This is a genomic window from Arthrobacter sp. BB-1 (assembly GCF_006151685.1).
Classification (GTDB): domain Bacteria; phylum Actinomycetota; class Actinomycetes; order Actinomycetales; family Micrococcaceae; genus Arthrobacter.
The window spans coordinates 12193-34127 of sequence record NZ_VDEV01000030.1; the positions used below are offsets into that span (position 1 = coordinate 12193).

Sequence of the window (21935 nt, forward strand, 5' to 3'; positions counted from 1 at the left end):
ATTTGCCTAGGGTGAAGATTATCCCGGCTGGGCTGCGTTGGCGCTGTTTGCCTGCAGTTTCCGGGCAGCCTCCTGCCAGCCGGGCCATGTCCTGCCCCCGCGGTAGCCTGTCTGCATGGGTGCCATGAACGAACTGATTGACGCGCCTGCCGTCAATTCCGTTGCCGCCATCCTGGCGGAGTCCGCTCCGGAGGTGCGGTGGGACCGCACGGCTGCCGCCGCCCGCCTGCTGGGCGGACTCAACCTGCGCGCCAGGACTGACCTGGTGGCCCAGGCGTTGCAGGATGACATTGAGAACGTCCCGGGCGCGGGGTATACGACGGCGGCGGGCAGCTTCCGGGCCGCACTCGCCTTCCCGGAGTTCACAGGCTGGATCTTGTGGCCGGTGTCCGAGGCTGCCGCGGCACTTGCCGTCGCGTCCGGCTCCGGCAGGGACTTCGACGACGCCATGGCCCTGCTGGCGGAGTTGACGCCCAGGCTTACCAGTGAGTTCGCCATCCGCCGCCTCCTCCGCCAGGACCCGGACAGGGCACTGCCGATCATCCAGGTTTGGACGGCCCATCCGGACGAGCATGTCCGCCGCCTGGCCAGCGAGGGCACGCGCCCCTATTTGCCGTGGGCGGTGCGGGTCCCGGCCCTGGTCCAGCGGCCTGAGGCCACCCTCCCCATCCTCGGCTCCCTGTACCGCGACCCGTCCGAGTATGTGCGGCGGTCCGTGGCCAACCACCTGAACGATCTTGCCCGGCACGCGCCCTCGGCCGTGGTGTCCACTGCCCAGGACTGGCTCTCCGCGGCCGATGCCAATACGGGACGGGTGGTCCGCCACGGCCTTCGCACGCTCGTCAAAAAAGGACATCCCGGCGCCCTGGCGCTCCTTGGCTTCGCGCCGGCTCAGGTAGCGGTGGCCGGGCCTTACCTGGACCGGGATGTCCTGAATCTGCCCGGCGAACTGGCCTTCAGTTTCGAGATCACCAACACCGGCACGGAGGATGTGCGCCTGGCGGTGGATTACCTGATCCACTACCGCAAAGCCAACGGCAGCCATTCGGCCAAGGTTTTCAAGGCCTCAACGGTGGCCCTTGCACCCGGCGAGAGCAGGAGCCTGTCCAAACGCCATGCCTTCAGGCAGATGACCACCCGGGTGCACCATCCCGGCCTGCATGCCTTGGAACTTCAGGTCAACGGCGCCGTGCACGGGCGCGTGGAGTTCATGCTCGAAACCGGCTAGTAGGAACCGGTGGTGAACTGCCAGGTCCGGCCGGTGAGCTGGTTCCCGGCCAGGTCCCGGATGGCCGTTCCGCCGCCGGTGACCGTCACGGTGTACTTGGTCTTGGCCGCCAGCGGCTGCTGGGGATCCAGGATCCACTGGTTGGTGGTGCCGTTCCTGAACACGCTGGCCGGAACCTGGGCTCCGGTGGCGGCATTCTTTACCGTAAACGTGGTTCCGTTGACGCCTTGGACGGCCTCGCTGAAAGTGACGCTGACGTTGTTGCCGCGGCGCACCAGCAGGGCGTTGCTGCCGGGGGTGTAGGCGGTGATGGCGGGGGCGGGGCCGGTGAGGAAGCTCCAGCTGGCGGAGGCCAGCGGGGTGCCGGCGCTGTCCCTGATGGCGGAGGTACCGCCAACCAGCGTGGCCGTGAAGGTGGTGTCCGCGGCAAGGGCGGCTGCGGGGTCCAGGGTTGCCGTCCGGGTGGTGGCGTTGTAGGAGACAGCGGCGGGGATGGTGGCGCCCGCAGCGTCCTTGAGCAGGAAGGTCCCGCCGCTCACGCCCTGCACAGCGGTGCTGAAGGTGGCCGTGATATTGGCGCCTGCCGCAACGGCAGTGGCATTGGCGCCGGGCGTCACGGCTGTGACCGTGGGTGCCGGTGCGGGTGCCGGTGCGGGAGCGGCCGCAGCGGAGTACAGCAGGCGGTTCGGCGTGCCGCTGGTGGCTCCCACCACCACCCCTGCCGTGGCGCTGGATGTGAGTGCGCCGGAGACCTGGGCGGGGGTGAGCGCCGGGTTCTGGGAGAGCAGTACGGCTGCTGCGCCGGCCACGTGCGGCGCGGCCATCGAGGTGCCGGACATTGACGCGGTGGCACTGGCGGACGTGTAGTACGCCGAGCTGATACCCACGCCCGGGGCGTAAAGGTCCACGCAGGGACCGAAGTTGGAGAAGGACGCCTGCCTGTCGGCGGAGTCGCTGGCAGCCACTGTCACCGCCGCCGGGACCCGTGCGGGGGAACTTCCGCAGGCGTCCACGGCGGAGTTGCCGGCGGCAACCACGGCGGCAACGCCGTCATTCACCACTGACTGGATGGCGGTGTCCACTGCCGAGCTGGCGGCCCCGCCCAGGCTAAGGTTCACCACTGCCGGAGAACCTGCTGCGTGGTTCGCTGCCACCCAGTCCAAGCCGGCAACCACATCCGAGTTGTAGCCGGATCCGTTGCAGTCGAGCACCCGGACGGGAACGATCGTGGCACTCTTGGCCACCCCATAGGTGGTCCCGCCCATGGTGCCGGCAACGTGCGTACCGTGGCCGTTGCAGTCGCTGGAGCCCCGTCCGTCAGCCACAGCGGTCCATCCGGAAGCGATCCGCCCGGTGAACTCGGTGTGCGAGGCCAGAACGCCGGTGTCCACCACGTACGCGGTCACGCCTGCGCCCGAGGATGACCAGGAGTAGGAGCCGGAAAGCGGCAGCGCCCTCTGGTCCACCCGGTCCAGGCCCCAGGGTGCCGGCTGCTGGGTTTCGGAAATGCTGACCGGGGCGTCGGCTTCCATGGATACCACCCGGCCGGACTTCACGAGCGCTGCCGCCTGGGCAGGGTTGGCGGTGACCAGGGCGCCGCGGAAGGCGTGGGTGAAGGTCCGGCCGACAGCGAGGCCCTGGGCCCGCAGCCCGGCTGCCTCTGCGGCTACGTCGGTGCCGGCAGCGTACTGGACGATGTAGCGTCCGGACGCTCCGGGATCAGCCGGCGCAACGGCAGCGGCGGGAAGGGCGGTGGCGGACAGGACTGCTGAGACCAGCACTGCGGCGGCGGGCAGCGCAAAGAAGGGAGTGCGAATTTTGGGGTCCTCGTTCGGCGTTTGCGGGCTGCGGGGGCAGGAGGTGCCCCCGCCCTACCAAAAGGATAGGAGCCCGCAACGCGCCGCCACGGGGTCTTTGCCCGATCCTGCGGCAACCCTTGGCGATTCCTGAGCCGGGCCGGTTCAGCCGGTTTCTGCACCGCCGGCGCTGGGTGAAACGTGCGTCCGCCACGTGTGTTCCGGCTCGAATCCGAGCAGCCGCCGCGCCTTGTCAATGGACAGCATGGTCTCGTGTTCGCCAAGGTCCTTTACCACCTTGACCCCCGGGAACACTTCCGCGGCAAGGCTTGCGCTGGACCGGCTCATGACGGTGTCCGCGTTGGCGATGATGAACGCCTCGAATCCCGGTTTCCCGTTCTCCAGCGCCCTTGCCACCGCCTGGGCACCGTCCCGGCCGTCGATGTAGCCCCACAGGTTCCATTTCCGGAGGGTCGCGTCGGAGTCGAACGAAGGGAATTTCCCGTAATCCGAGGCGTCCATGACGTTGGAAAACCGCAGCCCCACGATGCTCAGTTCCGGATCCCACCGCGTGAGTTCGGCAGCCATCTGCTCCTCAAGGTGCTTCACCAGGGAGTACGTGCTTTCGGGCCGGGCAGGGTATTCCTCATCCACCGGAATGTAGGGCGGGTCGACGTCGAACGGCAGTCCCAGCACGGTCTCGCTGGAGGCGTACACCACCTTCTTGATGCCGGCCCGGCGGGCCGCCTGGAAGACGTTGTAGGTGGACAGCATGTTGTTCTCGAACGTCGCGGCGTCAGGAATTATGCCAGGTGCCGGAATGGCACCCAGGTGCACCACGGCGTCGAACCCTTCGTGCCTGTCGTCCAGGCCCAGCAGGACGTCCAGGACCTGGCCGTAGTTGCGCAGGTCCACCACCACCAGGCCGGGGCTGCGGGCGCCCTCGCGGTCCAGGTTGAGGACCTGGTGGCCGTCCTCCGTGAGCCTGCGGACCACGTGCCGCCCGAGTTTTCCGCTACCGCCGGTTACCGCAATTCTCATCAGGTTTCCTTTTCCGTTTGTGGCTTGCGCCGGGTTTGCCGCCTGGCCGGTGGCGGTCAGCTGCCGCGCCGTGGGGTTCCAAGGAACTTTTCGACGGCGGCGATCGCCAGTCCGGTGATCTCACCGGGATCCCCGCTGCCGTTCACGGACACGAGTATTCCGCGCCCGGCGTAGACCGAGACTACTTCATGCGTCTCACGGTGGTAGAGGTCCAGGCGGCGCCGGAACACCTCCACCGTGTCGTCGGTGCGCCCCTGGTCCGCCGCGCGCCGCCGCATCCGTTCCTCCAGCAACTCGTCAGGGGCGGACAATTCGATCACCGCGTCCAGGGCGTATCCCTGGGAGGCAAGCATGTTGTCCAGCTCCACCACCTGGGGAGCCGTACGCGGGTAGCCGTCCAGCAGGAATCCGGCCTGCAGGTCGCTGTCCAGGAGGCGGTCCTTGACCAGCGCGTTGGTGAGGTGGTCCGGGACGAAGTCGCCGCCGTCGAGATAGCTGGCAGCCTGGTTTCCCAGCTCAGTCTCCTCGCTGACGTTGCTCCGGAAGATTTCCCCGGTGGAGACGGCGGGGATGCCGAAGTGCCGTGCCAGCTGTTCCGCCTGGGTGCCTTTGCCGGAGCCCGGCGGGCCGATGATGAGCAGCCTGGTCATGATCCTGTCCCACTTCCTGCCCCGCCGGGGCGTGGCGGCCGCTGGTTTTGCGCCCTGCCGCCGGGGCACCGGCGCCTGCTTCATTCTGCCGGTAACTTCCCGCCGGGCGCCAGAGAACCTCGAGTTCACGTGTGTCAACATGACGCTACCCCCTGCCGAAGGATGTATATACTTCTGGATATCGGTTTAGCAGCAGGCCGTTGGAAAGTTCTTCGATCCAGCGACCTTCACAGCCTGCCGGCACTGCGGTGGCTGCTGGAAGCAGCCGGGTTGTCCTGAGCGAATGGCACCAAGAAACCGTGGCCAGCGAGTCAACAGCAAAACCCGATACATCCATTACCGAGCACCTGCATGAGCTGGTCCTCAGCAGCCCTGACGTTGAGGACTTCCTCAATGAACTGGCACAGGTGTCCGCACGCAACCTTTCCGAGCCCGGCGACGAAATCATGTGCGCCATCACCCTGCTGCGGCAGCGCAAGGCCGCCACGGTGGCCAGCAGCAGCCCTGAGGCGAAGGCCATCGCGCAGCTTGAGTACGAGTTCAGCGAGACGCCCAGCCTGACGGCTTCCACCATGCAGGAGACCATCAACGTCCCGGACGCGCAGCATGACGGCCGCTGGCCCGAGTACTCCACTGCCGTCCTGGCCCAGGGCGTCCGCTCCGTCCTTGCCCTGCCCTTCCAGTTGGAGGGCGGAACAAAGGCCGCGCTGCTGCTCTACTCCCCCCGGCCCCACCGTTTTGAGTCCCGCATCGTTGAATTCGCCGAGGACTTCGTGGGCCAGACTTCCCTTGCCCTGCGGCTTGCGGTCCGGTTTGCCCACTACAGCGAGACGGCGGCAAACCTCCGCGCCACACTGGAGTCCCGCACTGTGATCGACATGGCCGTGGGGATCATCATGGCGCAGAACCGGTGCAGCCAGCAGGACGCCTTCGAGATCCTGAAGACGGCGTCCAGCACCCGCAATTCAAAGCTGCATGACGTTGCCGCCATAGTGGTCAACTCGCTGGGCCAGGGGCCGGCCCGGACACACTACGACGGATAGCTTTCACAGGCCCAACGCTCTCTCACTTAACGCGGCTTTTCACCCCACGCTCTTCCACTTAACGCGGCGTATCCCCCAACGGTCTATCACTTCCGGCGACGGCGGCCTCCCGCCGCCGTCGCCGGAAGTTTTTCCATGTGTGCCTTACTTGGCGAGGAAGCGCAGCAGGGCTTCGTTCACTTCGGCAGCGTGCGTCCACAGGAGGCCATGCGGGGCGCCCTCGATCTCCACGTACTCGGCGCTGGGCAGCGCCTTGGCGAAGAGCCTGCCCGTTGAATCGATGGGCAGGATGTTGTCCGCAGTGCCGTGGAGGATGAGTGCCGGAACGTCGATCTTGGGGATGTCTGCGCGGAAATCGGTGAGCCAGGTGGGCTGGGCCGCCACGGAAGCGGTGGCACCGGCGCCGGCGGCGAGGTTCCAGCTGGCATCGACTGCTTCCTGGCTGAGGCGAGGCGTACCCAGGAAGGTGTCGGAGTTGTAGAAGTTCTTGAAGAACTCGGTAAAGAACGCATACCGGTCGGCAATGACGGCTTCCTTCAGCCCGTCGAAGACTTCCTGCGGAACGCCATCGGGGTTGTCATCGGTCTTGAGCAGGAAGGGTTCAAGCGAACCGAGGAAAGCTGCCCGCGCCACCCGGGCAGAGCCGTAGGTGCCCAGGTAGCGGGCCACCTCGCCGGTGCCCATGGAGAAGCCCACCAGCACGGCGTTGTTCAGGTCCAGGGTTGTCAGCACGGTGTTGAGGTCCGCGGCGAACGTGTCGTAGTCGTAGCCCTCCGTGGTCTTGCTCGACTTCCCAAAGCCGCGGCGGTCGTAGGTGATAACGCGGTAGCCGGCGTCCAGCAGGGCGGCGGTCTGCTTTTCCCAGGAGGAGCCGTCCAAGGGGTAGCCGTGGATCAACACGACGGGCTGGCCTGAGCCGTGGTCTTCGTAGTAAAGCTCGACGTCAGTGCTGTTTTCGGTTCCTACGGTGATGAAAGCCATCGCGGCGGGTCCTTTCGAGACTGTGGGATCGGCGCGCTGGCGGGTGCCACGGCACGCAGTTCCTACTCTAGGACGGTCCGCCATCCAGTCCAGCCCCGGCCGTGGAGCCCCACTGCTGCCCGGGCCCGCTGCGATCCCGCTACTGGGAAGGTTGCGGAAGCTCGCAGTTGACCTGCGGATTGGCTCCCATGTAGTTCAACGGGCCGGCGGCGATGGTGATGGCGATGGTGCCAGCCTCCGCACAGTTTCCGGGTGCTCCCCCGAAGTAGCCTCGCTGCCAGGCAGCGACGCCGCCGATGATCAGCCAGATGACAATCAGTGCTCCGATGATCCGCATGAGTCCTCCATTGGCCACGGCGGCGGGTGTGGATCAATTATGCGCCGTTGACCTCGAAAAATGCGAGAGCGAAGGGGAACACAAATGCACCCCCGGTTCCGGGATGAGCCGGAACCGGGGGTGCGTTGACGTGCTTGCAAAGGTGGCCGATCAGGCCTTGGCGGTTTTGCCGGGAAGGGCCAGCCTGAAGATCTTGCCCCACGTGGAGCCAACCTGCTTCAGGAGCGGTCCCGTGGTGTAGTTCAAACCGTAGCGCTGGCAGATTTCACGAACCTTGGGCGCCACCTCGGCGTACCGGTTGGAGGGCAGGTCCGGGAAGAGGTGGTGCTCAATCTGGTGCGACAGGTTGCCGGTCATGATGTGCATGAACTTGGACCCCGAGATGTTGGCGGAGCCGATCATCTGGCGGATGTACCAGTCGCCGCGGGTTTCGCCTTCAGCCATTTCCTCCGTGAAGGTGTCTGTGCCTTCGGGGAAGTGGCCGCAGAAGATGACGGCGTGGGCCCAGACGTTGCGGACGGCGTTGGCGGTCAGGGTTCCGTAGAGTGCCTGCTTGCCGGAGCCGGTCAGCATAGCGACTGCGGGGGTTGCGGCATAGTCCTTGGTGAACTGGGTGACAACCTTCTTGCCGAGGGCCTTGAGGTCCTTGAGCAGTGCTTCCTTGGACTTCTTGCCTTCCTTGAACTCCGTGAGCTCAAGGTCGTAAATAGCGATGCCCCACTCGAAGAGCGGCGCCAGGATGGCGTTGAAAAGCGGGTTGGCCAGGTTAATGGGCTTCCACGGCTGCTGTTCGTCCATCCGCAGGAGGTTGTATCCGACGTCGTTGTCCTTGCCCACCACGTTGGTCCAGCGGTGGTGCAGGTCATTGTGCGTGTGCTGCCAGGAGCGCGACGGCGTGACGAAGTCCCATTCCCAGGTGGTGGAGTGGATGTCCGGGTCCCGCATCCAGTCCCACTGGCCGTGCAGGACGTTGTGGCCGATCTCCATGTTCTCCAGGATCTTGGCCAGGCTCAGCAGCGTGGTCCCGGTGACCCAGGCTGCCTTGTTCTTGCTGACCAGCAGCGCGGCGCGGCCGGAGATCTCCAGTCCGCGCTGGATCTTGATCACGCGGCGGATGTAGGCGGCATCCGAGGCGCCGCGCTTGGCCAGGATGTCGTCCCGGATGGCGTCAAGTTCGCGCCCGAGTTCGGCCACCTGTTCATCAGTCAGGTGGGCGGCGGCCGGTGGCCGCACGGTGGGGCTGCCGGATTCGGCCAGCTTTCCGGGGCGCGTCCGTGACCCTCCGGTAGAAGTGCCTTTGGGTGCGGGCGTGGCCTTGCTGGGTGTAACTACAGACATACCGTTGTGCTCCTCAGATTTCGAGGTTGACGGGTCCGGCGGCTGCCGAGACACACGTTTGGATCAGTTGGCCGGGTTCGCCGTGGACTTCCCCGGTACGGAGGTCGCGCACCTGCCCGGACAGGAGCGGAGTGAGGCAGCTGTGGCAGATGCCCATGCGGCAGCCGCTGGGCATCAGCACCCCTGCGTCCTCGCCGACGTCCAGGATGGGGGTGTCGCCGTCGGCTTCCACTTCCCGGTCCGACGCTTCGAAGGTGACCAGGCCGCCGTCGTGCCCAACGCCGCCGGCGAAGGTGGTGTTAAAGCGTTCAATCATCAAGTTCCCGGCGCTGCCGGCAACTGCGATCTCGGAGCCGGGTGCGGCGGTGGTCAGCGCCGCCCGCTTCCACAGGGCCTCGGCGTCGTCCAGGAAGCTGTCCGGACCGCAGGCATACGCCGCGCGTTCCTTCCAGTCCGGGCAGATCTCGTCCAGCTGGTCCGTGTTGGTGAGGTCCATCCGGCCCTGTTCGCCGGTGTACCAGTGGGCCAGGCGGAAGTTGGGGAACTGGTCCGCCAGCTCGGCAAGTTCCTCGCGGAACAGGCTGTCACCGGGCGTGCGCGCAGAATGGACCAGCACGACGTCGGCATCCGGACGCCGCGGAACAAGGGTGCGGATCATGGACATCACCGGAGTGATGCCGCTTCCGGCCGTAACCATCAGCAGGGGGCGGGGGTGCTCGGGGAGCACGAAGTCGCCCTGCGGAGGGGCAAGGAAGAGGACGTCTCCCGGCTTGGTGGTGCGCACCAGCGTGCCGGAGACCGCGCCGACGTCGGTGACGGTGATGGCCGGGTCCTTGCCCGCGGGGGCGCTTAGGGAGTAGGAGCGCCAGTGGCGGACGCCATCAAGTTCGACGCCGATGCGCGCCCACTGCCCTGCCAGGTGGGAGTGCCAGCCGCGGCCGGGCCGGAAAAAGATCGTGGCGGACTGCGCGGTCTCCTGGACCACGCGGGTGACCACGCCGCGAAGCTGACGCGCAGAGTAGACGGGGTTGAACAGCGCCAGGATGTCCTCCGGCGCCAAGGGCGTGGTGAGGACAGAGGCCGCCTGGGCCAGCTGACGTAGCCGGATCATGGGATAAAGCCTAAAACGGCGCGGGCCATATTTCTCTCTCTTCGTTATATGACCGTTCCGCAGTCACGCTGTAATGAAAGGCGCTAAGCCCCCAAAGCCGCACTATAAGAGTAACGGCTGCGGTGTGCAGAAGGTTCCCCAGTCTTCAGTAAGCATGCTTATTTTACCGCCTTCCGCCCGGGCCCGCTGATGTTTACGGGGGAAGCGTCGAGATTACAGCCAGCGGTTACCGGCTCAGGGGCGGGCCGCCCTCCAGCCCAGTGCCGGTGCGATGTAGCGGGCGATGTTCCCCAGGAGCTTGGCGTTGAAGTCCACTCCCAGCTGGTTGGGGACGGTGAGCAGGAGCGTATCCGCGGCCTGCACTGCGGTGTCGGCAGCCAACTGCTCGGCCAGGACGTCCGGGGCGCCTGTATAGCTCTTCCCAAACCTGGCAGTCAGCCCGTCAATGATTCCCACCTGGTCCCGGCTGTCGCGCAGGGCGCTGCCGGCGAAGTACATGCTGTCCTCAGCGTCCACGATGGGGAGCACACTGCGGCTCACCGAGACCCGCGGCTGGTGGGCATGGCCTGCTGCGGCCCAGGCATCCCTGAACAGCTGGATCTGTTCGGCCTGCAGTTCGTGGAAGGGAACACCGGTATCTTCAGTGAGCAGGGTGGAACTCATCAGGTTCATGCCGAGCTCCGCCGCCCAGACCGCCGTCTTCCTGGTTCCGGCTCCCCACCAGATGCGCTCCGCGAGCCCGGGCGACTGGGGCTGGACGGGCAGGAGTCCCCTGGTTCCGCCTGCGTACCGCGGGTCCGCTTCCGCCACCCCGGCTCCCGTGATTGCCTTCCGGAAGAGGGCTGTGTGCCGGCGGGCCATGTCGGCGTCGGTCTCCCCCGGCCCGGGCACGTACCCGAAGGCGGCCGCACCCTGGCGGGCGGGTTCGGGTGAACCACGGCTGATGCCGAGCTGCAGCCTGCCGCCGCTGATCAGGTCTGTGGCTGCGGCTTCTTCGGCCATATACAGCGGGTTCTCGTACCTCATGTCAATGACGCCGGTGCCGACCTCGATCCTGCTGGTCCGCGCGGCAATCGCAGAAAGCAGTGGGAACGGCGAGGCCTGCTGCCGGGCGAAGTGGTGAACCCGGAAAAACGCCCCGTCCAGCCCCAACTCCTCCGCGGCAACCGAAAGGTCAATGGCCTGGAGGAGGGCGTCGCCGGCGGTCCGGGTGCGGGAGCCCTGCCCGGGACCCCAGTGGCCGAAGGAAAGAAATCCGATGCGCTCCATACCTGCCCCAACCGACCGGGCGCTCCGGGCATTCCCGCCGGCGGCGAACTGCCTTGAGCCAGCGCCTGGCCGCCGGCCGGCACAGCCCCGCCGCGTGGCTAAACTGGCACCGTGACCAACAGTGAGCAGCCCGGCAACGCCTCCGTCCCGCCGTCGCGCGGGAAAATCGCCGAGCGCCTGCTGCCCGGCGGCGAGGAGCCGGACCCGCGGTTCACCCTCGCCAACGAGCGCACCTTCCTGGCGTGGATCCGTACCTCGCTTGCGCTGCTGGCCGGAGGAATCGCCATCGAGGCGTTCACCGCCGGCCTTTTCCTCGAGCCGGTGCGCAAGGGCCTGGCGGTGGTGCTGCTGCTGCTGGGGATGCTGCTGAGCGCGGGATCAGCCGTGCGGTGGCTCCGGGTTGAGCGCAGCATGCGGAACAAGGCCCCGCTGCCGCTGCCGCTCATTGTCCCGCTGCTGGCCGGGGCAGGCGCGCTGGCAGCCGCCGTCGTCCTCATCTTTATCCTCTGGCGCTGACCTGTGGCGGCGTCCCGCACCGCCGGCGGCCACGGCGACCCCGGCCTGCAGCCCGAGCGGACCTCGCTCGCCTGGGGCCGGACCATGCTGGCCCTGGTGACGGTGAGTGCCATCTTCCTGCGCTGGCTCCCGCAGCACGGCCTCCCCATCCTGCTGCTGTTCGCAGTCTCCTCGGCCGCAGCGCTGGCCATCTACCTGACCCAACGCCGCCGGTACAGTGCCAGGTCCCGGGGGCTTTCCAGGGAAAGGTTCGACGCCGACATCACGGCAGTGCTTTGGACGGCTTTTGCGGGGGTAGTGTTGGGCGGCCTGGGCATCGGCGTGGTCCTTGCCGGCTGAGGTTGGGCCGTAAACCCCTAGAACATAGGCAGGACAAAACCGGCAAGCAAGGCCACTGCGCCGATGGCGGTAAGGCAGCGGCCAAGCACGGACGCTGTCCTGCCTGCCTCTTCCGGCGCCGTGGTCTGCCACTGGGTTGGCCGCTTGGGGTGGTAGTAGATGGGGAGCGTATCTCCCACGGCCAGGTCCCGGATGTCATGCGGCGACATGGGCGCGTGGTGGACCTGGAACTTGCGGTCGAACCACCGGAAGCCCACCCCGGAGCTGTCGGAATACACCACGGCTTCGGCGACGGCCCACGGATGAACGAAGCGGCGGAGGAACCCGGTATAGAAGAGCAATCCGAGCCCGGCGGGCAGGCACAGCCAGGTGAGCATCTCGAGGATTGGACCTGCCATATCAAGCACAGTGGGCATGATTCTGATGGTACAGGCGTACGCTGGGGGAAAACCGTACCGGCCTAAGGGGTAGACATGAACGATGAAGATCTTCTGGCACGTATCCAGTCCCTTGTGGAGGAGGAGCATTCCCTCCGCGACGCATCCGGAGACGGCCAGGTACCGGACAAGGCGCGGCTGAAGCAGGTGGAAGAGCGCCTGGACCAGTGCTGGGACCTGCTGCGCCAGCGCCGGGCAAAGGCCGATTCCGGCGAGAACCCCAACGACGCCGAAGCCCGCCCGGTCAACGAAGTCGAGGGCTACAAGCAGTAGACGCCGCAGACAGATAGGAGTTCCATGCGCCTGGCAGTCGCCCAGATCATCAGCAGCGCAGACCCTGCAGCCAACCTGGAACTGATCCGGGACTATGCCAGGCAGGCCAGTGCCGCCGGCGCGGAGCTGGTGGTGTTCCCCGAGGCCGCCATGCGCGCGTTTGGCCATTCCCTCCGGGACATCGCCGAACCGCTGGACGGTCCCTGGGCCGGCGAAGTCCGGGCCATCTCTCGGGAACTGGGGATAGCGATCGTGGCCGGGATGTTCACCCCCGGGACGGACGGCAAGGTCCGCAACACCCTCTTGGTCACCGGCCCCGGGCTGGACACGTCGTACGACAAGGTGCACCTCTTCGACGCCTTCGGTTTCGCCGAATCCCGGACCGTGGACGCGGGCGAGGCTCCGGTGACGTTTGAACTCAATGGCACGGTGTTCGGCCTTGCCACCTGCTACGACGTCCGCTTCCCCGCCCTTTTCACCGCCAATGCCCGCGCGGGGGCGCAGGTGAACATCGTGTGCGCGTCGTGGGGCGCCGGCGAGGGCAAGGCGGAGCAGTGGGACCTCCTGGTGCGGGCACGTGCATTGGACAGCACCACTTTCGTGGTGGCCTGCGGCCAGGGCGATCCCGAAACCATGGGAGCGGGCCCTGCGGGCACCGCACCCACGGGCATCGGCCACAGCGCCGTCATAACTCCCTTGGGCAGTGCTGTGGCGGCACTGGGCGGAAAGCCGGAACTCGCCGTCGTGGACATTGACCCATCCCTGGTGGACGAGGTGCGCAGCAAGCTGCCGGTCCTGGCCAACGCCCGCCAGTTCTAAACTGCGGATTCCAGCGCGCCGGCGCGGTGAGCTGCCGTTCACCGCGCCGTAATCTCCCCCATTCCAGCGGTCGACGGCGGCTTCTCACCTTCCCCACCCCGCCCGCCCGTGTGCCGCGGGAAAAACAGGGCGAAGCCCGGCGGCCGCGCCACCCTGCCGGATGGCGGCTGTTTACATGGCCGAAACAAAACCGACACGGGGACTTCACACGGCGGCCGTTTCTGTAACGTGGGCGCAACTTTTAGGCGCGTTTCCCGAAACACAAAACGCGAAAGATGGACTGCGGGGGAAATGCGAGGGCCCGGAAGAGCGCCCCGCTTCGAGGCGCAACGCGAAGGGACCCGCAGGTGGAGATTTCTGCCCAACACGTCTGGCTGATGATTTCAGCCGCGATGGTACTGCTGATGACCCCCGGGCTTGGCCTGTTCTACGGCGGCATGACACGTGCCAAGGCCGCCCTGAACATGATCATGATGAGCTTCATCTCCGCCGGAATCGTCGGGGTTGTCTGGGTCCTGTGGGGCTACTCCATGACAACGGGCGACGGCGTCCTGGGCCTCTTCGGCAACCCGTTCGCCAACTTCGGCCTGCAGAACCTGATGGGCTCCCCGGACCTGATCAAGGCCGGATACAGCGCCACCTTCGCCATCATCACCGTTGCCCTGATCAGCGGCGCCATCGCCGACCGCGCCAAGTTCGGCGCATGGGCCCTGTTCGTACCCATCTGGATCACCGTGGTTTACTGCCCCCTTGCTTACATGGTCTGGGGCGGCGGCCTGATGAGCGCCGGGGGCGCAGTGACTGCCGTGTTCGGCCAGGTCATCGACTTCGCCGGCGGCGCCGTAGTGGAGATCAGCTCCGGAACCGCCGCCTTGGTCTTGGCCCTGATCGTGGGCCAGCGCCACGGGTTCGCGAAAGACCCCAACCACCGCCCGCACAATGTCCCCTTCATCATGCTGGGCGCCGCCATCCTGTGGTTCGGCTGGTTCGGCTTCAACGGCGGAGCGGCAACTACGGCGGAACAGGCCGGCCTGATCTGGGTGAACACCCTGGTAACCCCCGCCGCTGCAATGCTCAGCTGGCTTGTGACGGAGAAGATCCGCCACGGCCACCCCACCTCCCTCGGGGCGGCGTCCGGCGTGGTGGCCGGGCTTGTGGCCATCACGCCGTCCTGCGCCAACATCAGCCCGCTTGCTGCGGTGGGCCTGGGCCTGGTGGCGGGAGCCGCCTGCGCGGTCTTCGTGGACCTGAAGTACCGGTTCGGCCTGGACGACTCCCTGGACGTGGTGGGTGTCCACCTCGGCGCCGGGCTTATCGGAACCCTTGCGCTGGGCTTTATCGCCCTCCCGGCAGACGGCCAGGGCGGCGGGCTCTTCTACGGCGGCGGCATCCAGCAGCTCATCGCCCAGACCGCAGCCGTGGTGATCACCCTGCTGCTCTCCGGTCTCGGAACCCTCGTGATTGGCCGGGCTATCAACAAGGCCATCGGCTTCCGGGTCAGCCACGAGGCGGAAACCGCCGGTGTGGACCTGGCCGAACATGCCGAGAGCGCCTACGCATTCGGGGAAATCGGGGCGGGCTTCAACCCGCTGCCCCATGCCGCATCCCCCTTCCATGCCGCAGCGACCGCCCGTGAAATCCCGGCCGGCTCAGTGTCCAGCAAGGCTGAACGGCACAGCAAGGAAGACTCCTTCGCCTGATCAGTCAGCCAGGATCTTGTACAGCGCCCGGCGGGTCTCATCCATCTTTTCAATGGCGGCGGCACGCTGTTCCTCGGTGACCCCGCTGCGGAACTGGTGAATGGCGCCCATCAGTTTCCCGATGCTCTGGTGGAAGTCCCGGTCCGGGTTGTCCTGCCCGGCGTTCCACGCGTTTTCCATCTCCTCCGCATGCTCTGCCACGTAGGCCCGGCCTGCGTCCGTGAGCGCGAATTCCGTCCCGCGGCCCTCGCTGAGGGCTGAGATCAGGTCCTCGTCAACGAGCTGCTGAAGCGTCGGATAGATGGATCCGGGGCTGGGCCGCCACGCTCCCTCCGTTTTCTCGGCGATCGTCTTGATCAGTCCGTAACCGTTGGAGGGGGCTTCCGCCAGGAGCGAGAGGATGGCCGCACGGACATCCCCCCTGCTGGCCCTTCGTGGCCCACGGCCCAACCCCGGGCCGAAGCCCGGTCCGAAACCGGGGCCAAAACCGGGGCCAAAACCCGGGCCAAAGCCGGGACCAAAGCCGCCGCCCCGGTGCCCGTGCGGTCCCCTCCGGCCCCGCCCGCGCTCAAACCGTCCCCTGCTGAATTCAGGTCCCGGAAATTTTCCTTCAGGAATGCCTTTCATGGTGGCATTCTCCTTTCACTTGTAATTTTCGCTGGTCACTTCAGCGATATTTAACGATATGTCGCTAACTATCGCCTCGTCAAGGGAGAAGCGTGACCAAATCCTGATCTGCAATGTGTGGATCGCCCCCGCCCACCGGCGTATTCTTTTGGCACCCCTAGGCATGAGGGCTGAAGAATGGCGAAGAAACGGAAGCGCGGGCGCGGCTTCAGCCTTGCCCTGGGAAGATTTTTCGGGTTCCTGGCGGCGAGTGCCCTGTGTGGCGTCCTGGCCGCCAGCCTGGTGGTCCCGGCCGTGGCGGCCGCCGGCTTCGGCGTCAGCAACTCCATTGGCTTTTTCGACAGCCTGCCGGAGGAGCTCACCGTCCAGCCGCCGTCGCAATCCACCAAGGTCCTCACCTCCGACGGCCAGCCAATCGCTACCTTCTTTGCCGAGAACCGTGTCAGGATCCCCCTGGACCAGATGTCGCCGTACATCAGGGATGCCATCGTGGCTATTGAGGACAGCAGGTTCTACGAGCACGCCGGCATTGATCCCCAGGGGATCATCCGGGCATTGGTTTCCAACCTGACCAAGGGCAGCCAGCAGGGTGCCTCCACCATCACGCAGCAATATGTCACCAACGTGGTCAATGAGGCCCGGCTGTCCCAGGACAGGCCCGACGAAGTGATCCTGAGCGGGCAAAAGGACGTCGGCGACAAGCTGCGCGAGATGAAGCTGGCCATTGCCCTGGAGAAGAAGTTCACCAAGCAGCAGATCCTTGAGGGATACCTGAACATTGTGTTCTTCAACAGCGACGCGTACGGCATCGAAGCTGCCTCGCGCTACTTCTTCAGCACCACCGCCAAGGACCTCAGCCTTCCCCAGGCAGCCCTGCTGGCCGGACTTGTCAACAGCCCCACGTTCTACAACCCGGTGCTCAACCCTGACAAGTCGATTGTCCGCCGGAACCAGGTGCTCGGGGAGATGCTCCGCCAACGCATGATCACCCAGGCCCAGCATGATGAGGCCGTGGCCACGCCGATTGAACTCAAGGTCAGTCCCGAGCGGCAAGGTTGCGCCAATGCCTCCCTGGCGCCCTACTTCTGCGACTATATCTCGCACCTCATCCTGAACAACCCCGCCTACGGGGCCAGCCTGATAGAACGCCAGCGGAAGCTGTACCGCGGGGGCCTCACCATCGTCACCACCCTGGACAGCCGGCTTCAGGCTGCCGCCCAGGCGCAGGTGGACGGTACCGCCGGGCCCAACCCGGACCGGTGGGCAGCGGCACTGGTGACGGTGCAGCCAGGGACGGGCAAGATCCTGGCCATGGCCCAGAACACCGTGTTCCTCCCTGAACCGGGCAAGTTCGACACCCAACTGAACTTCAATGTCGACGCCAAGGACCCGCAGGGTAATGACCTCAATGGAGCCGGCGGCTTCCAGCCCGGGTCCACCATGAAGCCGTTCACCTTTGCCGAGTGGCTCAACGAGGGCAAGTCGTTGACCGCAGAGGTGGACGCGTCCCGGCGCGTCTATCCGCTGGGATTCCCGTGGAAGTCCAGTTGCGGGAAGGTCATGGGCGCCTACAGCACCGCCCAGAACAACCCGGAACTGGGCGCGGCTGATGACTTGCAGAATGCCGAGGAGGGCTTCTACCGGAAGATGCCCATCAACTACGGATTGTACAACTCGATCAACACGGCCACGTTCGCGTCAGCCACCCAGCTGGATTTCTGCGGCATCCAGAAGATGGTGGACGCTGTGGGCCTCCACAGCGGACTCGATGGGGCCCCAATCAACATGCACCAACTGGGCAACCTCCTGGGCGGCACCGGTGTGGCCCCCCTCCATATGGCGAATGCCTTTGCGACCTTTGCCAGCGATGGCCGCTACTGCACGCCCGTCGCGCTCGTGGAAGTCAAGGATGCAACCGGCGGCAGTCTTCCCGCCCAGCCCGTGGAATGCCGTGATGCCGTGAAGCCCGACGTGGCCCGCGGAGTGAACTCCGTGCTGCAGGACGTGATGAAGGTGGGTTCCGGCGTCTGGATCAACCCAAAGGTGCACACCAGGATGCCGGTGGCGGCAAAGACGGGTACGTCCAACACCAACGGCGCCACCTGGGTGGTCGGCTACACCACCGGCCTGGCGACAGCTTCGTTTTTCGGCGATGCCCTCGAGGGCCAGAAGCGTGCCGGGCAGAATGTCACCATCAACGGGACTTTCTATCCCCGCCTGGACGGCTACATGATTGCCGGGCCGCAGTGGGCCAACTACATGCTGAACGTAGCCCCGCTCTACCCGGCCGCTCCATTCCCGCCGCCTCCCCCTTCCATGATCGGGCCGAGCCCCTCGCCCAGCCCCCGATAACCGCAGCTTCCCCGTCCAGGTGCGGCCTCCGCATGCGTGGTTCGGGTCGCTGAACAGCCGCGCAGGCATCACTTGAGACCTGCGGGAATATCTCTGCCTCCCGCCGTCCGGAACGCAGTGGTGGTGGGGTGGAGTGGTAGGTGTGGCCGGTGTGGCTGGTGGTGGGTCCGTTGCCCTGGCCAGGCCCCGATCCAAACCCATACCCAAAGTCTTCCAGCACACCCGCGCCAGGACACCAACCCTCCAGCCCTATGTGGATAACCCGCGCGGTCCAGCCCAGGAGCACAGCGAGGTGGCAGGATTGGCGGAGTGAAGAGCCTCGAAACCGAGCGGCTGGTCCTCCGTCCCTGGAAGCTGGAGGACGCGGACTTCGTGCTGGACCTCTACTCACGCTGGGAAGTGCAGCGCTTCATCGGCAACCACCCGCAGGTGATGAGGGAACGTGCCGAAGCCGAGGAGCGCATCCGCACGTGGCGGAACATGGACCACCCCATCCATGCAATCTGGGCCGTCCAGCTGAAAGGACGCGGTGAGCTGGAACGGCAGTCCGGCCCTCTGGCCGGAACCCTGCTCCTTAAGTCCATACCGGCGTCGGGCGACACATTGCCGCTCCTGCCCTCCGGCGACACCGAGATCGGCTGGCACTTCCACCCCGACTACTGGGGCCACGGCTACGCAGCGGAAGCTGCCGCCGCGGTCCTCGCCTACGCCCTTGCGGCCGGGCCAAACAAGGCCGGGCCGGACAAAGTAGTGGCAGTCACAGCCCCGGCCAACACGGCATCACAAAAGGTCTGCCGGCGGATCGGCATGGCCCACCGCGGACAAACGAGGCGGTACTACAATGCGCTGTGTGAGCTCTACGAGGCGGAAGCGCCGAGCTAGCCCGTCCCCTTCCACAGCCGCTGCCACCACGAGGTCCGCGGTTCAGCTTTCGGCGGTGCCTCGACGGGACGGGCGGCACGGCGTTCGCGCCAGCGCGCCACCTCTTCTTCAACGTCGCGGGTCTTGGTGACCACCGGCGGACCACCCTGAAGCTGGCGCCTGGCATCGATGACCCGCCGATTAAAGTCCTGCAGGATGTCCCGCACCTGCTGCTCCGTGTACTGGGCATCGAGCTTGGCATCCAGCTCCGAATCCTCGGTGCGGAGCAGGATCGCCGCAGGACCAAGCCCGCTGATGTTCTCCCGCTGGATGAGCCCCTTGACCCACCAATCGGGATCGTACCGCTCCCCCAGCCCCGGAATTGGCTTGCCGGCGTACTTGAGGTTGTCGAATTTTCCCTGCGCCATCGCATCCCGGACCAGGTATTCAGCCCGGGCGGCGTCGCTTACCTTCTTGCGCTTTTCGCGCTCCTGCGCCTCGAGGGCGTCGAGCGCGGCCTCCTCCTCGGCGCTGATACCGGCTCCGCGGTAGGACCGGGCCTCAGCCGCGCGCTCCAGGCGCCTCCGGAAATCCTCCGCGCCGCCGCCCATAGCTGCCACCGCCTCACTTCTGAATGATGCTTCCTTCCAGTATTCAGAAGCTTTCCGGCCCGTTCAACGCCTGCAGGACGCAGCCGGCACGTGGACAAAGGAAAGGGTACGACGACGGGACGTCCCGCCGTCGTACGCTTCCCCGGGTGCCTGAAGGCGTGGCCGGTCAGGCGTTTGCGTGTTCGGTGAGGATGGCATCGATCTGGCCGACAGCCTCGCGCATGCCTTCTTCCATACCCATCTGCACCATCTGTTCCATCTGCTCTTCGGAGTCGAAGACGGTGGCTACTTTCATGCTGGTCCTGCCGCCAGCCTCCTCGAGCGTCACCGTGACATGGCCGGCACCCATTTCCGCGACCGGATCCCCTTTTTCGTCGGCGAATCCGTCGTCGAACTCCAGCTTGTTGGGTGCTTGGATGGAGGTGAAGCGCCACCAGCCGCGGGGCTTCTCACCCTCGGGAGTGGTCATGTAGTAGCCGGCCTTTCCGCCGGACTCGAAGTCGAACTGTTCAAACGTGGCCGGGTAGCCGGGCGGACCCCACCAGCGCTCCAGCTGGCGCGGGTCTTCCCAGAGCTGCCAGACGCGTTGGACGCCGGCATCGAACTCTGCTGTCAAAGTGAAGCTGAGCGCCTCAACGTTCTTGGTGGTATCAATAACGGGCATAGCAGAACCCTCCTTATCCTTCAGCCAGAATGTCGGCGATCCGGCCCACACGCTCTTGCCAGATTGCCTCGTACTCGTCGAGCAGGCGCCGGGCGTTTTGCAGGCCTTCATGGTTACCCCGCACGATCTGCTCCCTTCCGCGCTTTTCCTTGCTCACTAGGGTTGCGCGCTCCAACACCGCCACGTGTTTCTGAACGGCGGCGAAGCTCATGGCGTAGAGGCCTGCGAGGCCGGAGACCGAGTATTCCTGCACCGTGACGCGCCGCACGATGTCGCGGCGGGTGGAATCGGCGAGCGCCTGGAAGAGGCGGTCAAGTTCGGTTTCCCTGAGCTGATCTACAACCATTTGGTTGTACGATAGTCCCCCGCATCCTCGGTGTCAACGTCTTACCGCTTTCTTTCCACCACAGAGTCCCCACTCCCCGGTACCTTGAAGCCCATGAGCATCTTCCTGGCGGGCGCCGGTCCGGACCCTGAGGCCTTCCCCGAACTGTTTGACCGCTTCGTCCAGGACGTCCAGGCACGCACCGGCGGGGAACGGTCCGCGCGGATCGCCGTTGCGGTGCACCACCGCGGCGGGAACCCCGGGGAGGTCCTCCGTGAGTACGCGGAACCGCTCCTGGCCCGCGGACCACTTGAGGTAGTGCCGGTCCTGCTCAGGGCGGGTTGTCCTGCGGATCCGGCCGTGTTCGGCGGTGTCCACGGCCTGGTGGTGGGCGGCGGCCTGACGCCGGCGTACTGGGACGGACTGAGTGCCTCCGCTGCCGCCATCTCACGGTTGATTGCCGGCGGCGTTCCCTACCTCGGATTCTCCGCCGGGGCCATGGTGGCGCCCGGCAGGGCACTGATCGGGGGTTACCTCATCAACGGCACCGAAGTCTGCGGCGGGGAATGCTCAGAGGACCTCGGGGAAGTCGAGATCCGGGACGGACTGGGCCTGGCCCCGTTCGCAGTGGACGTGCATGCTGCGCAGGCGGGTACGCTCAGCAGGGCTGTGGCGGCGGTTGCCGCAGGCCTGGTGGACAGGGCGGTAGCGGTGGATGAGAACACAGCGCTGGTCCTGGCGGCAGCTGGAGATCACAGCTTTGAGGTGCTCGGCAGCGGCCACTGCTGGGACATCCGCAGGTCAGGACCAGGCTGCAGTGTTTCGGTCCTGCGGAGGAGTTAGGAAGCCTGCGGAGGAGTCAGGAAGACCTACCGGTCGAAGTGGGTGCGGATGCTGTCGCCGGACAGCTGTTCGATCAACTCGGCTGCAACGTCGCGCAATTTACGGTTGCGGTTGCTGGAGACCTTGGTGAGGATCTCCATCGCTTCCGCCTGCGAGCACCTGTTCTGCGCCATAATGACCCCGCACGCCAGGTTGATGGCCGTCCGGCTCTGCATGGCTGCTTCCAGGTCCTCGGCGCGGCTTTGTGCCGTCCCGATGCGGACTGAGAGGTGGAGCGTGTTGTGCGCGGCGCCGGCAAACCCCACGGCTTTGTCGTAGACGTTCGCGGTGAAGACGCCGGGCTTTGATGCAAAGAAGTTGAGCGCGGCGCTGGCCTCGCCGTTGATGTCCAGCGGCACTCCCAGCGAGCTGCGGACGTTCGCTTCCGCGAACCTGCGGGTGAGCTCCGGCCACCGCGGATCCTCGGAGACGTCGTCGATGATCACCGGGGACATCTCGCGCAAGGCCTGGATGCAGGGACCGTCACCCACAGCCTGCTCAATCTCGTCCAGTTCCATGGCACGCTGGCTGCTCCCCGCAACCGTGGTGGGCTTGCGCCTCAGCTTGAGGGTCACTGCACATTCGACGTCGTCACCTGCAACTTCGGAAACAGCAGCCGCAGCGAGGCCGGCAAGCCCGGTAAGGAACTCCACAGCATTTTCTGCACCCACCAGAATGCTCTGGAGTTGCTCTATCGGCTCGTTTTCCATGGAATTCGGCATGGATCAATCCTAC

The 21935-nt window shown here is 66.0% G+C and carries 24 protein-coding genes; 10 read left to right on the plus strand and 14 right to left on the minus strand.

Translation table 11 applies throughout. The features are described 5' to 3' along the window. Window positions 1–115: 115 nt before the first annotated feature. Window positions 116–1228 carry a DNA alkylation repair protein gene (locus tag FHJ30_RS16750; protein ID WP_139030399.1) on the plus strand — a complete coding sequence of 371 codons (1113 nt, stop codon included), beginning with the start codon at window positions 116–118 and terminating at the stop codon, window positions 1226–1228. On the opposite strand, the gene FHJ30_RS16755 is transcribed toward FHJ30_RS16750, so the two are convergent. The 3 genes from FHJ30_RS16755 to FHJ30_RS16765 all read right to left on the minus strand — a co-directional run bounded on the left by FHJ30_RS16755 (window position 1225) and on the right by FHJ30_RS16765 (window position 4715). Further along, window positions 1225–3009 (minus strand): S8 family serine peptidase, encoded by a 1785-nt coding sequence (locus tag FHJ30_RS16755; RefSeq protein WP_240793745.1) that lies wholly within the window; start codon window positions 3007–3009, stop codon window positions 1225–1227. The two genes, FHJ30_RS16750 and FHJ30_RS16755, sit on opposite strands and share 4 nt — an antisense overlap. Before the next feature lie 180 nt (window positions 3010–3189). Beyond that, window positions 3190–4065: an NAD(P)-dependent oxidoreductase gene (locus FHJ30_RS16760; RefSeq protein WP_139030401.1), complete on the minus strand. Its 876-nt coding sequence runs from the start codon at window positions 4063–4065 to the stop codon at window positions 3190–3192. Between the two features lie 56 nt (window positions 4066–4121). After that, window positions 4122–4715 carry an adenylate kinase gene (locus FHJ30_RS16765; protein ID WP_139030402.1) on the minus strand — a complete coding sequence of 198 codons (594 nt, stop codon included), beginning with the start codon at window positions 4713–4715 and terminating at the stop codon, window positions 4122–4124. Window positions 4716–5014: 299 nt separating this feature from the next. Between FHJ30_RS16765 and FHJ30_RS16770 the strand changes: the two genes are divergently transcribed. Continuing rightward, window positions 5015–5758 carry a GAF and ANTAR domain-containing protein gene (locus FHJ30_RS16770; RefSeq protein WP_139030403.1) on the plus strand — a complete coding sequence of 248 codons (744 nt, stop codon included), beginning with the start codon at window positions 5015–5017 and terminating at the stop codon, window positions 5756–5758. 144 nt (window positions 5759–5902) lie between these two features. Here the strand turns inward: FHJ30_RS16770 and FHJ30_RS16775 are convergent, their stop codons facing one another. The 5 genes from FHJ30_RS16775 to FHJ30_RS16795 form a co-directional block, all read right to left on the minus strand. Further along, the gene (locus FHJ30_RS16775; RefSeq protein ID WP_139030404.1) at window positions 5903–6739 is read right to left on the minus strand and encodes an alpha/beta fold hydrolase; all 837 of its coding nucleotides are present in this window, start codon (window positions 6737–6739) and stop codon (window positions 5903–5905) included. Window positions 6740–6878: 139 nt separating this feature from the next. Beyond that, window positions 6879–7076 carry a hypothetical protein gene (locus FHJ30_RS16780; protein ID WP_139030405.1) on the minus strand — a complete coding sequence of 66 codons (198 nt, stop codon included), beginning with the start codon at window positions 7074–7076 and terminating at the stop codon, window positions 6879–6881. A 150-nt stretch (window positions 7077–7226) separates the two neighbouring features. Then, window positions 7227–8414 (minus strand): acyl-CoA desaturase, encoded by a 1188-nt coding sequence (locus FHJ30_RS16785; RefSeq protein ID WP_139030406.1) that lies wholly within the window; start codon window positions 8412–8414, stop codon window positions 7227–7229. A 13-nt stretch (window positions 8415–8427) separates the two neighbouring features. Beyond that, window positions 8428–9525 carry a ferredoxin reductase gene (locus FHJ30_RS16790; RefSeq protein WP_139030407.1) on the minus strand — a complete coding sequence of 366 codons (1098 nt, stop codon included), beginning with the start codon at window positions 9523–9525 and terminating at the stop codon, window positions 8428–8430. 234 nt (window positions 9526–9759) lie between these two features. Next, complete coding sequence (locus FHJ30_RS16795) at window positions 9760–10794, minus strand: LLM class flavin-dependent oxidoreductase (protein ID WP_139030408.1); 1035 nt, start codon at window positions 10792–10794, stop codon at window positions 9760–9762. Between the two features lie 111 nt (window positions 10795–10905). Here FHJ30_RS16795 and FHJ30_RS16800 point away from each other — a divergent pair, with 111 nt between their 5' ends. After that, window positions 10906–11310, plus strand: coding sequence for a YidH family protein (locus FHJ30_RS16800; RefSeq protein WP_139030409.1), 405 nt, complete (start codon window positions 10906–10908; stop codon window positions 11308–11310). Window positions 11311–11313: 3 nt separating this feature from the next. Next, window positions 11314–11649: a DUF202 domain-containing protein gene (locus FHJ30_RS16805; protein ID WP_139030410.1), complete on the plus strand. Its 336-nt coding sequence runs from the start codon at window positions 11314–11316 to the stop codon at window positions 11647–11649. Window positions 11650–11666: 17 nt separating this feature from the next. Here FHJ30_RS16805 and FHJ30_RS16810 read toward each other — a convergent pair whose 3' ends face one another. Continuing rightward, entirely contained in the window at window positions 11667–12065 is a 399-nt protein-coding gene (locus FHJ30_RS16810) for a hypothetical protein (RefSeq protein ID WP_139030411.1), read from the minus strand. 57 nt (window positions 12066–12122) lie between these two features. Here FHJ30_RS16810 and FHJ30_RS16815 point away from each other — a divergent pair, with 57 nt between their 5' ends. The 3 genes from FHJ30_RS16815 (at window position 12123) to FHJ30_RS16825 (ending at window position 14878) form a co-directional block, all read left to right on the plus strand. Further along, a complete protein-coding gene (locus FHJ30_RS16815) occupies window positions 12123–12359 on the plus strand; it encodes a DUF2630 family protein (RefSeq protein WP_139030412.1) in 237 nt (78 codons plus the stop codon). Between the two features lie 24 nt (window positions 12360–12383). Continuing rightward, window positions 12384–13178: a carbon-nitrogen hydrolase family protein gene (locus FHJ30_RS16820; RefSeq protein WP_139030413.1), complete on the plus strand. Its 795-nt coding sequence runs from the start codon at window positions 12384–12386 to the stop codon at window positions 13176–13178. 347 nt (window positions 13179–13525) lie between these two features. After that, window positions 13526–14878 carry an ammonium transporter gene (locus FHJ30_RS16825; protein ID WP_139030414.1) on the plus strand — a complete coding sequence of 451 codons (1353 nt, stop codon included), beginning with the start codon at window positions 13526–13528 and terminating at the stop codon, window positions 14876–14878. Here the strand turns inward: FHJ30_RS16825 and FHJ30_RS16830 are convergent, their stop codons facing one another. Continuing rightward, on the minus strand, window positions 14879–15505 hold the full coding sequence (locus FHJ30_RS16830; protein ID WP_139030415.1) for a PadR family transcriptional regulator: 627 nt from the start codon (window positions 15503–15505) through the stop codon (window positions 14879–14881). Between the two features lie 177 nt (window positions 15506–15682). On the opposite strand from FHJ30_RS16830, the gene FHJ30_RS16835 reads away from it, so the two are divergent. Together FHJ30_RS16835 and FHJ30_RS16840 are read left to right on the plus strand one after the other, a co-directional pair. Next, window positions 15683–17857 carry a transglycosylase domain-containing protein gene (locus FHJ30_RS16835; protein WP_139030416.1) on the plus strand — a complete coding sequence of 725 codons (2175 nt, stop codon included), beginning with the start codon at window positions 15683–15685 and terminating at the stop codon, window positions 17855–17857. Window positions 17858–18166: 309 nt separating this feature from the next. Then, the gene (locus tag FHJ30_RS16840; protein WP_139030417.1) at window positions 18167–18739 is read left to right on the plus strand and encodes a GNAT family N-acetyltransferase; all 573 of its coding nucleotides are present in this window, start codon (window positions 18167–18169) and stop codon (window positions 18737–18739) included. Here the strand turns inward: FHJ30_RS16840 and FHJ30_RS16845 are convergent. The 3 genes from FHJ30_RS16845 to FHJ30_RS16855 form a co-directional block, all read right to left on the minus strand. After that, window positions 18736–19329, minus strand: coding sequence for a DUF1992 domain-containing protein (locus FHJ30_RS16845; protein ID WP_139030455.1), 594 nt, complete (start codon window positions 19327–19329; stop codon window positions 18736–18738). The genes FHJ30_RS16840 and FHJ30_RS16845 overlap by 4 nt on opposite strands. Before the next feature lie 166 nt (window positions 19330–19495). Further along, the gene (locus FHJ30_RS16850; protein WP_139030418.1) at window positions 19496–19993 is read right to left on the minus strand and encodes an SRPBCC domain-containing protein; all 498 of its coding nucleotides are present in this window, start codon (window positions 19991–19993) and stop codon (window positions 19496–19498) included. 13 nt (window positions 19994–20006) lie between these two features. Beyond that, window positions 20007–20339 carry a metalloregulator ArsR/SmtB family transcription factor gene (locus FHJ30_RS16855; RefSeq protein WP_139030419.1) on the minus strand — a complete coding sequence of 111 codons (333 nt, stop codon included), beginning with the start codon at window positions 20337–20339 and terminating at the stop codon, window positions 20007–20009. Between the two features lie 93 nt (window positions 20340–20432). On the opposite strand from FHJ30_RS16855, the gene FHJ30_RS16860 reads away from it, so the two are divergent. Continuing rightward, the gene (locus tag FHJ30_RS16860; RefSeq protein WP_139030420.1) at window positions 20433–21161 is read left to right on the plus strand and encodes a hypothetical protein; all 729 of its coding nucleotides are present in this window, start codon (window positions 20433–20435) and stop codon (window positions 21159–21161) included. Window positions 21162–21187: 26 nt separating this feature from the next. Here FHJ30_RS16860 and FHJ30_RS16865 read toward each other — a convergent pair whose 3' ends face one another. Continuing rightward, window positions 21188–21922 (minus strand): GAF and ANTAR domain-containing protein, encoded by a 735-nt coding sequence (locus tag FHJ30_RS16865; RefSeq protein WP_139030421.1) that lies wholly within the window; start codon window positions 21920–21922, stop codon window positions 21188–21190. Window positions 21923–21935 lie beyond the last annotated feature (13 nt).

Bases quoted from the DNA above. Each gene is read 5' to 3' on its own strand.
- FHJ30_RS16750 (WP_139030399.1), top strand. From the start codon at position 116: ATGGGTGCCATGAACGAACTGATTGACGCGCCTGCCGTCAATTCCGTT.
- FHJ30_RS16760 (WP_139030401.1), bottom strand. From the start codon at position 4,065: ATGAGAATTGCGGTAACCGGCGGTAGCGGAAAACTCGGGCGGCACGTG.
- FHJ30_RS16765 (WP_139030402.1), bottom strand. From the start codon at position 4,715: ATGACCAGGCTGCTCATCATCGGCCCGCCGGGCTCCGGCAAAGGCACC.
- FHJ30_RS16775 (WP_139030404.1), bottom strand. From the start codon at position 6,739: ATGGCTTTCATCACCGTAGGAACCGAAAACAGCACTGACGTCGAGCTT.
- FHJ30_RS16780 (WP_139030405.1), bottom strand. From the start codon at position 7,076: ATGCGGATCATCGGAGCACTGATTGTCATCTGGCTGATCATCGGCGGC.
- FHJ30_RS16785 (WP_139030406.1), bottom strand. From the start codon at position 8,414: ATGTCTGTAGTTACACCCAGCAAGGCCACGCCCGCACCCAAAGGCACT.
- FHJ30_RS16790 (WP_139030407.1), bottom strand. From the start codon at position 9,525: ATGATCCGGCTACGTCAGCTGGCCCAGGCGGCCTCTGTCCTCACCACG.
- FHJ30_RS16795 (WP_139030408.1), bottom strand. From the start codon at position 10,794: ATGGAGCGCATCGGATTTCTTTCCTTCGGCCACTGGGGTCCCGGGCAG.
- FHJ30_RS16810 (WP_139030411.1), bottom strand. From the start codon at position 12,065: ATGCCCACTGTGCTTGATATGGCAGGTCCAATCCTCGAGATGCTCACC.
- FHJ30_RS16815 (WP_139030412.1), top strand. From the start codon at position 12,123: ATGAACGATGAAGATCTTCTGGCACGTATCCAGTCCCTTGTGGAGGAG.
- FHJ30_RS16820 (WP_139030413.1), top strand. From the start codon at position 12,384: ATGCGCCTGGCAGTCGCCCAGATCATCAGCAGCGCAGACCCTGCAGCC.
- FHJ30_RS16830 (WP_139030415.1), bottom strand. From the start codon at position 15,505: ATGAAAGGCATTCCTGAAGGAAAATTTCCGGGACCTGAATTCAGCAGG.
- FHJ30_RS16835 (WP_139030416.1), top strand. From the start codon at position 15,683: ATGGCGAAGAAACGGAAGCGCGGGCGCGGCTTCAGCCTTGCCCTGGGA.
- FHJ30_RS16845 (WP_139030455.1), bottom strand. From the start codon at position 19,329: ATGGGCGGCGGCGCGGAGGATTTCCGGAGGCGCCTGGAGCGCGCGGCT.
- FHJ30_RS16850 (WP_139030418.1), bottom strand. From the start codon at position 19,993: ATGCCCGTTATTGATACCACCAAGAACGTTGAGGCGCTCAGCTTCACT.
- FHJ30_RS16855 (WP_139030419.1), bottom strand. From the start codon at position 20,339: ATGGTTGTAGATCAGCTCAGGGAAACCGAACTTGACCGCCTCTTCCAG.
- FHJ30_RS16860 (WP_139030420.1), top strand. From the start codon at position 20,433: ATGAGCATCTTCCTGGCGGGCGCCGGTCCGGACCCTGAGGCCTTCCCC.
- FHJ30_RS16865 (WP_139030421.1), bottom strand. From the start codon at position 21,922: ATGCCGAATTCCATGGAAAACGAGCCGATAGAGCAACTCCAGAGCATT.